Raw genomic sequence first — 13,346 nt, forward strand, 5'->3', positions numbered from 1 at the left:
CAACGTATCGACCACCATCACGGCGAATCACAGACCTACGTGGGACGAAGTGGCTCCGAGGACAGCGATGACGAAGGCAGCACCGGCTGGGCCAGCCTGGTGTCGTTAACGATCGGCGGCGGCGGCTGCCACGGAGTCAACCTCGACAACGCATCCAACACGCGAAGCCTATAGGCCCTCATCGCATAACCGTCCGCCTCCCAAAAGTCTTCGTATTCCTGGTCGAGGTTGGCGATCTGCGCATTGTATCGCCCGAACGCATTGCGTTTGATCAGCATCCGCCGCTCAGCACGGTTATCGGCGATCTCGTCCGGGGGCACCACCTCGTCACGTGCCCTGTCATAGGCCACCACGATTGCGTGGATTTGCCAAAAGATTCCAGACAGCTGCTCAGAGAGGTCGGTCAGCCACCTCGCAAATGGCTTGGCCGCATCCACCGCCTGCGTCACCGCGGGACCCGACCAGGAGTCCATCAGACCGAGAAGCACTCGGTTGAACGACCTCTCGAGGGCCATCATCTCCTTACGTAACGAGCTCCACGCCGAGGCGGCGGCCTCTAGCGACTCTGCACCCGGGCCGGCGTACATCCTTCCGGAGTTGACCTCTGGTGGGTCCGCTTCGAAATGCATCTGTTTGTTCCTTTCGTCTCGTAACGCTGTTCTGGCGCGTTTAGCTAAAAGGTCCTCGCGTTGTTGTCCTCGTCGGTCGCATACTTAGCAGCGCCGGCGTCCAAGGCGGCATGCCAACCCCACTGACGAACCCCCATAAACATCAAACTACCGGTCGTTGCGCTATCAACCAGCCACGCTGAGGAAGCACAACGACGACACTGCGATAGCTATACGACAGACCAAAGAGGCCAATTCCACATAAACTACTGCAAATACGACCGATTTAAGATACGCACCGCCACCCGACGATGTCACCTATTGACGCCCAAAGCACCAGCGATCGCGCAGGATCCAGAGCTGACCAATCCGCGCGACCAAGGGATCACCGATATGTTCTTCATTGGTCTGCGATAGTCCCAAGGATCTACCTAACGCCATCAGCAACGGGTGACCAGTAGCCGGCCACGGCGGCGGACACGCTGTGCCTTTCCGATCGTGTTCTCATGCAGCAGATTACAGAAGATATCGCCGACGACCCCAGCCGACAACAGCTCGGCAGCATCAAATTTATCGGCGAAACACGCTGCAGCATAGCGATACCCGGCATATCCCACTGAGAGCTTGCCCCGTTGCACAGGTGAGCCATGGCGCGCCCTGGCGTCAGCCCTCACTGAACCGCTAACAACCAACACGTGACACGCAAGCGGGTGCACCCCATCAAGACTTCCTACATCAGTTCCGACACCGCGCACTCGAAAGATACTGCAGCGCTTGGCCGCACGCAACAATCAACCAGCCGGTGCACAGCAACCCCCAATGGGCCAGACGGACGCAACACCACAAATCGTATCGGCCAACCACGACGAATCACAGACCAAAGCGGTCTGCAGCACGTGGCACCGATGCGACCAACCCGGTGTTGTTGGCGATCGGCGGCGGCTGCAGCCACGGAGTATTCAACTTTCTCATTGCACCCGACAACATAGCCCTATACCTGTCCATCACCATACCGTTGTGGTCCCAGTACCTTCCGTATTCATCCTCGAGTTGCGCGATCGCCGCAATGTATAGCCCGAACTCGTTGTCTTTGAGCAGCGCCGACACCTGAGCACGGTTAGCGTCAATCTGCGCCGGGTGCACCACCCCATTATGTGCAAGGCAAAAGGCCGCCAGAATGTGCTGGGTTTCGTTCCAGGCATTAGTGATCTGCTTACCGAGGTCAACCAGCCACTGCTGAAACGGCTTGGCCGCATCAATCACCTGTCTCGCCACCTCACCCGACCACTCCTCGGTCAGACAGCTGAGCATATGTTCGAACGAACACTTGAAGTCCCACATCTCCTGACCCAACAACCCCCACTCCTTGGAGGCGCGCACCATTGAGGAAGGACCCGGGCCGTCCCACATGTTGTGGGAGTTGATCTCTGGTGGTAGCCCTTCAGAATGCGGCATCTTTGTTCGTTATTCCTTCCAGCTCGTAGCTACTGCAATGACTCGTTGAGCTTTATCAAGACCGTGACGTTGTCGGCCTCGGCGGTCGCGGCAACATCAACTTGCCACCCGAAACACGCTGCAGCATAGAGCCATCTGGCACCAAGTGGCGGCTTACCCCGTTACACTGGTGAGCCTTGGCGCGCCCGACAAATCGTATCGGCCAACCACCATCACCACGAATCACAGACCAAAGCGGTCTGCAGCATGTGGCACCGATGCGACCAACCCGGTGTTGTTGGCGATCGGCGGCGGTTGCAGCCAAGGAGTATTCAATCTCCTCATCGCACGCGACAACCTAGCCCGATACGTCATCATCGCACCGCCGTCCTGGTCCCAGTATCTTCCGTATTCATCCTCGAGTGCCGCGATCGCCACAGTGTTTAGCCCGAGCTCGTTGTCATTGACCAGCGCCAACACCTCAGCACGGTTAGCGTCGATCAGTGCCGGGGGCACCACCTCGTGATGTGCATCGAGAAAAGCCCTCAGAATGTGCTGAGTCTCGTTCCCGACATTAGTGATCTGCTTATCGAGGTCGACCAGCCAGTCCTGAAACGGCTTGGCCGCATTAATCACCTGTCTCGCCACCTCACCTGACCACTCTTCTGTCAGACAGCTGAGCATTTGGTCGAACGAACACTTGAGGTCCCACATCTCTTGACCCAATAACTCCCACTCCATGGAAGCGTGCGCCATCGATAGGGGGCCCGGGCCGTTGCACATGTTGGCGGAGTTGATCTCTGGTGGTAGTCCTTCGGAATGTGGCATGGTTGTTTGTAATTCCTTCGGCTCGTAACTACTGTGATGACTCGTAGCTCATGGCCGTGATGTTGTCGGCCTCGGCGGCGGAGTACTTAGCGGTACCGGCATCCAAGGCGAGCGCAAACTCCTCAAGAATCTCCGCCGCCGCGGCGATGGTCTGCCGATACTGCTGCCCTTTCTGGACCAGATACGCTGCCACCCTTTGTGAGTCCGCATCGAGCGCGGGAGCCACCACCGCGGTTATCTCTGGGGACGCCGACTCGGAACTAGCCGAAATCGCCCGCTCACGAAGAGCTCGCACCGTTGCAGCCGCTTTCTGCAACGCTTCGGGGACGATGACCACATAAGACATGACACATCAACTCCACTCCCACGATTAACGAACCCGCACACATGGCACCGGGCTGATCAACTATCGATTGTTTGCGGTGTCGGCCACCCACGTTGGTGAAGCGCAACGACTTCACGGGCACGGCTATGCGACACACCCAAGAGGGCAATTCCACGTAAACTACTGCAAATACGAGCTATTCGAGATATACACCATCGCCTGATCAGGCCTCTGTGTATCCCCTCCTAAGTTGCGGTGGGGGTATGCTACCAGAAAATTTTCGGTGTCAACGACCCGATTTCCATGCGCAGCACAACACTCGACCGACCCAATGTTCGGGTGGGCTAATTGGGTTCGCCGGACTCCTTCGCGAGGACGTCGGCGACGTTGGCCTTCGTGTCAGCGGGAGTACCGTTGTCGGCCGCCTTCTTGCGCTTGGCCGCGACCCGCTCGACCGCGCTGTTCAGCCGCGATCCCAGCGGAAAGCCGACGTAGTGGGTGATGAACACGGCGAGTTCGCGCAGCTCGTCGAGGGTCAGCTCACCGTTATGCAAAACGGCGTTGACCTGGACCTCCAGCAGATCCGATTGCCCCTGGGCAGTCAGCACCGCGATGACCACCATCCGGCGGTCGCGCATGGACAGTCCGGGTCGAGTCCAGATCCTGCCGAAGAGGTGGTCGACGGTCAGGGCAAAGTACTCACCCGGCATATCGGGCATGTCCCATGCGTAGACCTGGTTCATCTTGTCTAGGCCGGTGCGACGCAGCTCGTCCATCACTCCTCTTTCTCTTCGGGTCGCTACGGTCCGTTGGTTGGGTTCGGTACCCCAAGACCAGCGGCCAGCCCCTGAAGCGCCAGCTGGGCCAGCGGCAGCTCGACCGAGACCGCTTCACCCAGCGCCAGCGCCAAACTCAGATCCTTCTCCCCCAGGCCGCGGGTGTGCTCCAGCATGGGGCGCAACGGGTCGCCAGGTTCCATCGGTGCCGTCGTATCGCGGAACATGATCGCTCCCGCACCACCGGTCAGAGCATCGGTGTGCCGCACCACTTTCCCGAGCGCCACGATGTCCAATCCGCATCGTTCGGCAAGTTGCTGCGCCTCGGCGGCAGCCGCGTAGGACACAAACGTCAGCATGTTACGCGCCAGTTTCATCCTGGTGCCCGCACCCGGTTCGCCGGCGTGAATCACCAGCGACGCCCACCGACTAAACGGATCCTTGATCCGGTGGAACGTCTCGTCGTCAGCGCCCACCATGGTGGCCAATTCACCCTTTGCCGCTCCCACCCCGCCACCGCTGACCGGTGCGTCCACGATGTGAATCCCCTGCGGTTTGAGTTCGCGGGCCAGGTCGACCGCGGTGGTGTCGCTAATCGTGGAGTGAATCGCGATGATGGTGCCCGGCTTAGTATTTGACGTCAGTCCGCCTTCCCCGGTGATTACCTCACGCACCTGCTCATCGTCGAGCACGGTGACGCTGATGATGTCGGCGGCGGCCACATCCGAGAGGGCGGTAGCCGCGGTGGCACCGGCGTCGACCAACGGGGCCATAGCCTCGGCGCGTACATCGAAGACCGTCAGTCCGCCTGGCCAGTCCAGTAGGCGCGTGGCCATCGGCGCGCCCATATTGCCGAGACCGATATATCCCAACCGTGGTAGCGCAGTTCTCTCAGGGTTCTTGCGGTTCTCTGTCATGACCGGATGATCTGTCCACCATCAACATTGAAGATCTGCCCGGTGATCCACGACGCGGAATCCGAGAGCAAAAACAAACACATCCCTATCAGATCCTCGGGCGTACCCATCCTGGATAGCGGGATAGTTTGCACCATGTTTTTGACGAGCTCGTCGGGAGTGACGGTCTTGGTGGCTTCGGTGTCGATTGGCCCCGGCGCAATCGCGTTGATCCGGATTTTCATTCCACCCAGCTCCCGAGAAAGCTGCTGCGTCAACCCATTGACACCAACTTTGGCTAGGCCGTAGAAGTTGGAGTAAAGCCACGCTGCCGTCGACGACTGGTTGACGATCGCACCGCCACCCCTTTTGGCCATGTGCTGGTACACAGCGCGACAACACACCAACACCCCGTCGAAGTTGACGCTCATGAATTTCTTGTAGTAGTCGAACGGCACGGTCAACAACAGGTCGAGTTTCATACCGCCGTAGATCGCAGCATTGTTCACCAGGTAGTCGATGCCGCCGAATTCTGCTACGGCCCGGTCCGCCATGGCCTTCGCTGAATCCGGGTCGGAAACATCAACGAGCACAGGGATCGCCACGCCGCCATCCGCGACGATCTGCTTGGCCACCTCCTCGGCGCCGTCCACGTTGATATCAGCGACCACTACTGACGCACCCTCGACTGCCAGGGCCTGGGCGTATGCTTGCCCGATGCCCTGGGCCGCCCCGGTGACGATAGCCACCTTGTTGTCGAATTCGGTGCCAAACTGTCCCACACCGCCCTCCTCTAATTAACTGCTGTAGCAATGGTTTTGGATTCCAAATACTCCTCGAAGCCGGCCAGCCCCATCTCCCGGCCGATGCCGGATTGCTTGTAACCCCCGAACGGCGCGTCAGCGGAATACCACACGCCGCCGTTCACGCTGACGGTGCCGACCCGCAGCCGCGCGGCGACCCTGGCCACTCGCTCCGGGTCATCACCAAACACCGTGCCCGACAAGCCGTATGGCGAATCGTTCGCGATGCGCACCGCATCATCGTCGCCATCATGGGCGATCACCGTGAGAACCGGCCCGAAGATCTCCTCGCGGGCGGTTCGGGCGTCGTTGCTTAGGCCCGCGATCACGGTGGGCTCGATAAAGAAACCGACCTCCCTACTCGGGGGCCGACCACCGCCGGACGCGAACGTCCCGCCTTCGGCGATCGCCAGATCGAGATAGCCCTGTACCCGATCCCGTTGTCGCGCCGAAATCAGCGGCCCGCAAACAGTGCCCGAGTCGCTGGGATCACCGGGCTTGATTGACGACATGGTAGCCGCTGCAACGGCGACGGCCTCGTCGTAGCAGGCCCGCGGCACCACCAGCCGGGTGGTGATCGCACAGCCCTGCCCGGCATGCATACACGTCGAAAACGCCGATATCCCACTGGCAGAGGCCAGGTCAGCGTCGTCGAGCACAACGAACGCTGACTTACCGCCGAGCTCCAAGAACACCTTTTTGATGGTGGCGGCGGCATCGATCATTACGCTGCGGCCGGTGGCCGTCGAACCGGTAAACGAAATCATGTCTACCCGTGGGTCTTTGGCGAGTAAGGCGCCCAGACTATGGTCACTGGAGGTGACGATGTTAACCACGCCGGGCGGAAACTCAGTGTGCTCGGCGATAATTTCGCCGAGCACTGCCGCGCACCATGGCGTGTCGGGCGCGGGCTTCAGGACAACGGTGTTACCCGCGGCTAATGCGGGACCCAGCTTGGCGAGGTTGATCTGGTGTGGGAAGTTCCATGGGGTGATCGCGCCGATGACACCGACGGCTTCCCGCGCGATGATGCGTCGGGTGGGGATTCCCATCGGGGACGCCGCACCGAGGTCCTGATTCCACACGTACGACTCGGCCGTGTCGGCCGCGAACCCTAGGTCGTCGACCGGCCCCTCCAGTTGGGCGCTAGCGGTGAGCATCCGTGGGGCGCCGACCTCGGCGATGGTCAACTCTCGCAGTTCGTCGATGTGGTCGCGCATCGCATCGCGCAGCTGACGCACACACCGCACCCGCAACTCGGTGTTGCGGGACCAATCGGTCTCGTCGAAGGCACGCCGCGCGGCATCGATGGCGCGGCCCATGTCCTCGGCGTCGGCTTCGGCGGCAACTCCGAGCACTTCCTCGGTCGCCGGGTTGATGGTCGGAAAAGTCCCCGCACTGCCGCTCAACATTTTGCCGTCGATGAACAGTGCGCTCACGCCGTCGGCCAACAACGCCATCTTCTGCTCCCGCCCGCGCGCCTGTTAGTCAACTGACCAATAGTAGACAGTTGTCCGATATCACTGCTTTGGCACGATAGCGGTCAGGCCGTCTGCGGCGCAAGGGAAGCCGGCGCCAGTTGTCATGCATACCTTAGTACCCAGCATATTTATCAACTAATCTTGCTTCGTCCCGCACGAATCAGTTAGCTTGGACAGATGTCCAGCAATGCACTGATGGCAGCGCACGCCGAGCGCCAGATCGGACCAGCGCCGCGCAACCGCCGCCAGGAAGAAACCTTCCGCAAGGTGCTTGCCGCCGGCATGGAAACCTTGCGGGAAAAGTCGTATGCCGACCTGACCGTGCGCACGGTGGCGGCGCGCGCCAACGTGGCTCCGGCAACCGCTTACACGTATTTCTCGTCGAAGAATCACCTGATCGCCGAGGTCTACCTCGACCTGGTCCAGCAGGTCCCCTACTTCACCGATGTCAACGACCCGTTACCCACCCGGGTGGATCAGGCGTTGCGTCATCTGGCCCTGGTGGTCGCCGACGAACCTAAGGTCGCGGCCGCATGTACAACGGCGTTGCTCAGCGGCGGCGCCGACCCTGCGGTGCGTACCGCGCGCGACCGGATCGGCGCGGAGATCCACCGCCGCATCGTCGCTGCCATCGGACCCGGCGCTGAACGCGGCACGGTATCCGCGCTCGAAATGGCCTTTTACGGCGCACTCGTGCAGGCCGGCAGCGGGCAGTTCACCTATCACGAGATCGCTGACCGGTTGGCCGACGTGGCGAGCCTCATCCTGTCAGGCGGTCGCACATGACCGTGGGTGTTGGTGATCAGGAGCTGGTCCTCAATCCTTACGATTACGGCTTCCATGAGGATCCCTACCCGTATTACCGGCGGCTGCGCGACGAGGCCCCGCTGTACCGCAACGAGGAGTTGAAGTTCTGGGCGCTGTCGCGACACCACGACGTGCTGCGCGGCTTCCGTAACAGCACCGCACTGTCGAATACCTATGGCGTGTCCCTAGATCCTTCCTCGCGCACCTCGGAGGCCTACCGGGTGATGTCGATCCTGGCCATGGATGATCCGCAACATTTGCGGTTACGCGCTTTGGTGTCTAAAGGCTTTACCCCTCGCCGGATCCGTGAGCTCGAGCCACAGATCCTCGAATTGGCCTGCACGCACTTGGATTCGGCGATGGAAAGCGAAACTTTCGACTTCGTAACCGAATTCGCGGGCAAACTACCGATGGACGTGATCTCGGAACTGATGGGTGTCCCCGAACCCGACCGGACTGGCATCCGCGAGCTGGCGGATCGTGTCCTACACCGTGAGGACGGGGTGGCCGATGTTCCGCTGTCGGCCATGCAGGCCTCGTCCCAGCTAATGGCTTACTACGTTGAGCTGATCACGAAATTCCGCAAGAATCCCGCCGACAATCTGACTTCGGCACTGCTGCAGGCCGAGATTGACGGCGACAAGCTCAGCGACGAACAAATCATGGCGTTCCTGTTCCTCATGGTGATCGCCGGCAATGAAACCACCACCAAGCTGCTGGCCAATGCCGTCTATTGGGGCGCACGCAACCCCGACCAGCTAGCTGGAGTATTCGCCGACGATTCTCGAATTCCGTTGTGGGTCGAGGAAACCCTACGCTACGACACATCCACCCAAATCTTGGCCCGCACCATCGTACAAGATCTGAGGATGTACGACACCACCCTCTCCGAGGGCGAGGTGTTGTTGCTGCTACCGGGCTCGGCCAATCGCGACGACAGGGTCTTCGCCGATCCCGACGAATACCGCATTGGCCGTGAAATCGGCTCTAATCTAGTTAGTTTCGGTAGCGGCGCGCACTTCTGCCTAGGAGCGCACCTGGCTCGGATGGAAGCTCGGGTGGCGCTCGGCGAGCTGTTCAACCGGATCCGCAGCTACCAAGTGGACGAAGACAGCGCCGTGCGCGTGCACTCCAGCAATGTGCGCGGATTCACTCATCTGCCGATCACCGTTGAGGCCCAGTAACTGTGGAGACCCAGTAAGTGCCCCGCTTTGAGCCTCATCCGACCCGCCGGCCAACAATCGTCGCCGGCGCATCTTCGGGCATCGGCGCGGCCACCGCCACCGAGCTCGCCGGCCGCGGCTTCCCGATCGCGCTGGGTGCTCGCCGGGTGGACAAACTCGCCAAACTGGTTGGTGAGATCCGCGCCGACGGCGGCGAAGCAGTAGCCTTCCCACTCGATATCACGGAACCCGAGTCGGTGAAATCGTTTGTAGCGCAAACGATCGACGCGCTCGGTGAGGTTGAAGTTCTGGTGTCAGCCGCCGGGGATATGTTCCCGGGGCGACTGCATGAAGTCAGCACCGACGCCTTCCTGGGGCAAGTTCAGATACATCTGGTCGGCGCCAACCGGTTGGCCACCGCGGTGTTGCCGGACATGGTGGCACGCCGGCGGGGCGACGTCATCTTCGTCGGCTCCGATGTCGCGCTGGTGCCCCGCCCGCACGTGGGCGCCTATGGTGCGGCTAAGGCGGGCCTGGTTTCCATGGTGAAGAGCCTGCAGATGGAACTGGAAGGCACCGGGGTTCGCGCATCAATCGTGCATCCGGGCCCGACGCTGACCGGCATGGGTTGGCAGTTATCCGCCGAACAGGTCGGTCCCATGCTGCAGGACTGGGCGAAGTGGGGTCAGGCGCGGCACAGCTATTTCTTGCGTCCCAGCGACGTGGCGCGCGCGATCGCCTTTATCACCGAAACGCCACGCGGGTCTGTCGTGGTGAATATGGAAATCCAACCCGAGGCTCCGCTGGCAGAGGCACCCGCTAACCGGCGCGGGTTGGAGTTGGGCGAAGAGGGGATGCCGAACCGATGAGTATTGTTGTCGTTCCACGAGTTTCCGGTGGTCAAGACGAGCACGGCCATCTCGAAGAGTTCCGTACCGACCCGATCGGGCTCATGCAACGGGTCCGCGACGAATGCGGCGATGTCGGCACGTTCCAACTGGCTGGAAAACACGTCGTGTTGTTGTCGGGCGCGCAAGCCAACGAGTTCTTCTTTCGGTCCAGCGACGACGATCTGGACCAGGCCGAGGCGTACCCGTTTATGACGCCAATCTTCGGCAAGGGTGTGGTGTTCGACGCAAGCCCGGAGCGGCGCAAGGAGATGCTGCACAACGCAGCGCTGCGCGGCGAGCACATGAAGGGCCATGCCGTCACCATTGAGGACCAGGTCCGGCGGATGATCGCGGACTGGGGGGAGCACGGTGAGATCGATCTGCTCGATTTCTTCGCCGAGCTGACCATCTACACTTCCTCAGCCTGCCTGATCGGCAAGAAGTTCCGCAATGAACTGGACGGCCGATTCGCCAAGCTCTATCACGAGCTAGAGCGTGGCACCGATCCGCTGGCCTACGTCGACCCCTATCTGCCAATCGAGAGTTTTCACCGTCGAGACCTTGCACGGACCGGTCTGGTGGCGCTGGTCCAGCGCATCATGAACAACCGAATCGCCCACCCCCCGACCGACAAGACCGGCAGGGACATGCTTGACGTGCTGATCACCATCACGGACGAAGAGGGCAATCCCCGGTTCTCGGCGGACGAGATCACTGGCATGTTTATCTCAATGATGTTCGCCGGGCATCACACCAGCTCGGGGACAGCGTCCTGGACGCTGATCGAGTTAATGCGCCATCGCGATTCCTACGACGCGGTGATCCAGGAGCTCGACGATCTCTACGCCGACGGTCAGTCGGTGAGTTTTCATGCGCTGCGCCAGATTCCACGGCTGGAGAACGTTCTCAAAGAGACGTTGCGGCTGCATCCACCGTTGATCATTCTGATGCGGGTGGCCAAAGGCGAGTTCGAGGTGGCAGGCCATACGATCCACGAAGGCGATCTGGTGGCGGCCTCGCCAGCAGTCTCCAACCGAATCCCCGAAGACTTCCCGGACCCTGATGCCTTCGTGCCGGGGCGCTACGAAGAGCCGCGCCAGGAGGATTTGGTCAACCGCTGGACATGGATTCCGTTCGGCGCCGGCCGGCATCGTTGCATCGGCGCGGCGTTCGCCACCATGCAGATCAAGGCGATCTTCTCGGTGCTGCTGCGTGAGTATGAGTTTGAGATGACACAGCCCTCGGAGAGCTACCGCAACGACCATTCCAAGATGGTGGTGCAGCTCACCCAGCCCGCCCGGGTGCGCTACCGCCGCCGGAAGGCGGGCAAGACGGCAGGACGATGATGAGTTATCGCGTGAAGGCAGACCTGGATCTGTGCCAGGGACACGCAATGTGCGAGCTGGAGGCGCCGGACTACTTCCGGGTGCCTAAGCGCGGCAAAGTCGAGATTCTCGACGCCGAGCCGCCCGAGGAAGCGCGCGACGAGATCAAGCGGGCGGTGCGGGCCTGTCCCACTCAAGCGCTGTCTATCCGCGAGATAGGAGATTGACCGTGGCAGGATTCCCCCGCGCAGAACTCGAAGATGTGGTGGAACGCTGGTTGGAAGTCAACCGGGAGGCGGAGCGACGAGGCGACTGGACGTTGCTCGCCGACTTTTACACCGATGACGCCACCTATGGCTGGAACACCGGGCCCAAAGAAGACGTGATGTGTGTCGGAATCGAGGAGATTCGCGATATCGCGCTGGGCCAGGAGATGGAAGGCCTGCAGGGCTGGCGGTACCCGTACCAGCGGGTCCTGATCGATGACAAGCAGGGCGAAGTGGTGGGCTTCTGGAAGCAGGTCGTCGGCCAACCTAACGGGGCGGGCGACCCCGAGTTCGAGGTGCACGGGATAGGCGGCAGCTGGTTCCGCTATGCCGGCGACGGAAAATGGAACTGGCAGCGCGACTTCTTCGACTTCGGGCAGGTATCGGCGCTCTACTTGACGTTGATCCAAGCTGGCAAGCTCTCCGCAAGCATGCAGAAGCGGATCCAACGCGGCATGTCCGGCGAGAAGGTGCCCGGCTACTATCCGCTGGGCAAGTCTCCGGTACCTCTCTGGTGACATGTGACAGCTACCGGTGGCGCTGTCCACATGCTGACCTACACTCAGCCCATCGGTCGTTGCGGCGGATACCAACGATGAAAGCAGGTTCACGGTGAAGACCAAGGGCGCACTGATCTGGGAGTTCAACCAGCCGTGGTCTGTCGAAGAGATCGAGATCGGTGACCCGGTTAAGGATGAGGTCAAGATCCAGATGGAAGCGGCGGGCATGTGCCACTCCGACCATCATCTGGTTACCGGCGGCATCCCGATGGCGGGCTTCCCGGTGCTCGGCGGGCACGAGGGTGCCGGCGTCGTCACCGAGGTTGGTCCCGGTGTGGAAGATATCGCCCCAGGCGACCACGTGGTCTTGTCCTTCATCCCGTCCTGCGGAAGGTGTCCGTCGTGTCAAGCCGGTCTGCGTAATCTGTGCGACCTGGGCGCCGGGTTGCTGGGCGGCACATCGGTGAGCGACGGCACGTTCCGGATCCAGGCCCGCGGCCAGAACGTCTACCCGATGACGCTGCTGGGGACGTTCTCGCCGTACATGGTGGTGCACCGCAGCTCGGTGGTGAAGATCGACCCGTCGATCCCGTTCGAGGTCGCCTGCCTGGTCGGCTGCGGCATCACCACCGGCTACGGCTCGGCCGTCCGCACCGCCGACATCCGGCCAGGTGAAGACGTCGCCATCGTTGGCGTCGGCGGAGTCGGCATGGCGGCACTGCAGGGCGCGGTCAGCGCCGGCGCGCGCTACATCTTCGCGATCGACCCGGTGGAGTGGAAACGCGATCAGGCCCTGAAATTCGGCGCCACCCATGTCTACCCGGACATCAACGCCGCGCTGATGGGCGTTGCCGAAGTCACCTACGGGCTGATGGCCAAAAAAGTGGTGATTACCGTCGGCGAACTCAAGGGCACCGACATCGACAGCTATCTATCCCTCACGGCCAAGAGCGGCACCTGCGTGCTGACCGCTATCGGCAGCCTGATGGACACTCAGGTAAACCTGAACCTCGCGATGTTAACCCTGCTGCAGAAGAACCTGCAGGGCACCATCTTCGGCGGCGGCAATCCGCAGTACGACATCCCACAGCTGCTGGGGATGTACAAGGTCGGCAAGCTCAACCTGGACGACATGGTCACCCGCCAATACCGGCTCGAGCAGATTAACGATGGGTACCAGGACATGCTGGACGGCAAGAACATTCGCGGCGTCATCCGTTACACAGACGCCGACCGGTAGCCGA

At 61.3% G+C, this 13,346-nt stretch carries 15 protein-coding genes; 7 read left to right on the forward strand and 8 right to left on the reverse strand.

Annotation, left to right across the window (positions count from 1 at the left end; translation table 11 throughout):
• Positions 1-35 precede the first annotated feature (35 nt).
• From B586_RS17130 to B586_RS17170, 8 genes are all read right to left on the reverse strand, one after another.
• Positions 36-629, reverse strand: coding sequence for a PPE family protein (locus B586_RS17130; RefSeq protein ID WP_054879309.1), 594 nt, complete (start codon positions 627-629; stop codon positions 36-38).
• An 849-nt stretch (positions 630-1,478) separates the two neighbouring features.
• The gene (locus B586_RS17140; protein WP_082607677.1) at positions 1,479-2,063 is read right to left on the reverse strand and encodes a PPE family protein; all 585 of its coding nucleotides are present in this window, start codon (positions 2,061-2,063) and stop codon (positions 1,479-1,481) included.
• Between the two features lie 222 nt (positions 2,064-2,285).
• Complete coding sequence (locus tag B586_RS17145) at positions 2,286-2,870, reverse strand: PPE family protein (protein ID WP_082607678.1); 585 nt, start codon at positions 2,868-2,870, stop codon at positions 2,286-2,288.
• A 28-nt stretch (positions 2,871-2,898) separates the two neighbouring features.
• On the reverse strand, positions 2,899-3,216 hold the full coding sequence (locus B586_RS17150) for a PE family protein (protein ID WP_054879305.1): 318 nt from the start codon (positions 3,214-3,216) through the stop codon (positions 2,899-2,901).
• Between the two features lie 323 nt (positions 3,217-3,539).
• Positions 3,540-3,974 (reverse strand): carboxymuconolactone decarboxylase family protein, encoded by a 435-nt coding sequence (locus B586_RS17155; protein WP_156406825.1) that lies wholly within the window; start codon positions 3,972-3,974, stop codon positions 3,540-3,542.
• Between the two features lie 20 nt (positions 3,975-3,994).
• The gene (locus B586_RS17160) at positions 3,995-4,888 is read right to left on the reverse strand and encodes an NAD(P)-dependent oxidoreductase (RefSeq protein ID WP_054879303.1); all 894 of its coding nucleotides are present in this window, start codon (positions 4,886-4,888) and stop codon (positions 3,995-3,997) included.
• The gene (locus B586_RS17165; protein ID WP_054879302.1) at positions 4,885-5,649 is read right to left on the reverse strand and encodes an SDR family oxidoreductase; all 765 of its coding nucleotides are present in this window, start codon (positions 5,647-5,649) and stop codon (positions 4,885-4,887) included. Before B586_RS17165 ends, B586_RS17160 begins: the two co-directional genes overlap by 4 nt.
• Positions 5,650-5,660: 11 nt before the next feature.
• Positions 5,661-7,130 carry an aldehyde dehydrogenase gene (locus B586_RS17170; RefSeq protein ID WP_054879301.1) on the reverse strand — a complete coding sequence of 490 codons (1,470 nt, stop codon included), beginning with the start codon at positions 7,128-7,130 and terminating at the stop codon, positions 5,661-5,663.
• A 198-nt stretch (positions 7,131-7,328) separates the two neighbouring features.
• Between B586_RS17170 and B586_RS17175 the strand changes: the two genes are divergently transcribed.
• From B586_RS17175 to B586_RS17205, 7 genes are all read left to right on the forward strand, one after another.
• Positions 7,329-7,937 (forward strand): TetR/AcrR family transcriptional regulator, encoded by a 609-nt coding sequence (locus B586_RS17175; protein WP_054879300.1) that lies wholly within the window; start codon positions 7,329-7,331, stop codon positions 7,935-7,937.
• Positions 7,934-9,142: a cytochrome P450 gene (locus B586_RS17180; RefSeq protein ID WP_054879299.1), complete on the forward strand. Its 1,209-nt coding sequence runs from the start codon at positions 7,934-7,936 to the stop codon at positions 9,140-9,142. Before B586_RS17175 ends, B586_RS17180 begins: the two co-directional genes overlap by 4 nt.
• Positions 9,143-9,159: 17 nt before the next feature.
• The gene (locus B586_RS17185) at positions 9,160-9,990 is read left to right on the forward strand and encodes an SDR family oxidoreductase (RefSeq protein ID WP_054879298.1); all 831 of its coding nucleotides are present in this window, start codon (positions 9,160-9,162) and stop codon (positions 9,988-9,990) included.
• The gene (locus B586_RS17190; RefSeq protein ID WP_054879297.1) at positions 9,987-11,357 is read left to right on the forward strand and encodes a cytochrome P450; all 1,371 of its coding nucleotides are present in this window, start codon (positions 9,987-9,989) and stop codon (positions 11,355-11,357) included. Before B586_RS17185 ends, B586_RS17190 begins: the two co-directional genes overlap by 4 nt.
• Positions 11,357-11,563, forward strand: a complete 207-nt coding sequence (locus tag B586_RS17195; protein WP_156166238.1) for a ferredoxin — start codon at positions 11,357-11,359, stop codon at positions 11,561-11,563. Before B586_RS17190 ends, B586_RS17195 begins: the two co-directional genes overlap by 1 nt.
• A 2-nt stretch (positions 11,564-11,565) precedes the next feature.
• The gene (locus B586_RS17200) at positions 11,566-12,120 is read left to right on the forward strand and encodes a Cif family virulence factor (RefSeq protein ID WP_054879296.1); all 555 of its coding nucleotides are present in this window, start codon (positions 11,566-11,568) and stop codon (positions 12,118-12,120) included.
• Positions 12,121-12,214: 94 nt separating this feature from the next.
• On the forward strand, positions 12,215-13,342 hold the full coding sequence (locus B586_RS17205) for an NDMA-dependent alcohol dehydrogenase (protein WP_054879295.1): 1,128 nt from the start codon (positions 12,215-12,217) through the stop codon (positions 13,340-13,342).
• Positions 13,343-13,346 lie beyond the last annotated feature (4 nt).

The organism is Mycobacterium haemophilum DSM 44634 (genome assembly GCF_000340435.2).
Taxonomy (GTDB): Bacteria; Actinomycetota; Actinomycetes; order Mycobacteriales; family Mycobacteriaceae; genus Mycobacterium; species Mycobacterium haemophilum.

Coding starts and splice junctions, on each gene's coding strand:
- B586_RS17160 (WP_054879303.1), bottom strand. CDS start 4,888: ATGACAGAGAACCGCAAGAACCCTGAGAGAACTGCGCTACCACGGTTG.
- B586_RS17175 (WP_054879300.1), top strand. CDS start 7,329: ATGTCCAGCAATGCACTGATGGCAGCGCACGCCGAGCGCCAGATCGGA.
- B586_RS17195 (WP_156166238.1), top strand. CDS start 11,357: ATGAGTTATCGCGTGAAGGCAGACCTGGATCTGTGCCAGGGACACGCA.
- B586_RS17140 (WP_082607677.1), bottom strand. CDS start 2,063: ATGCCGCATTCTGAAGGGCTACCACCAGAGATCAACTCCCACAACATG.
- B586_RS17130 (WP_054879309.1), bottom strand. CDS start 629: ATGCATTTCGAAGCGGACCCACCAGAGGTCAACTCCGGAAGGATGTAC.
- B586_RS17180 (WP_054879299.1), top strand. CDS start 7,934: ATGACCGTGGGTGTTGGTGATCAGGAGCTGGTCCTCAATCCTTACGAT.
- B586_RS17150 (WP_054879305.1), bottom strand. CDS start 3,216: ATGTCTTATGTGGTCATCGTCCCCGAAGCGTTGCAGAAAGCGGCTGCA.
- B586_RS17145 (WP_082607678.1), bottom strand. CDS start 2,870: ATGCCACATTCCGAAGGACTACCACCAGAGATCAACTCCGCCAACATG.
- B586_RS17170 (WP_054879301.1), bottom strand. CDS start 7,130: ATGGCGTTGTTGGCCGACGGCGTGAGCGCACTGTTCATCGACGGCAAA.
- B586_RS17190 (WP_054879297.1), top strand. CDS start 9,987: ATGAGTATTGTTGTCGTTCCACGAGTTTCCGGTGGTCAAGACGAGCAC.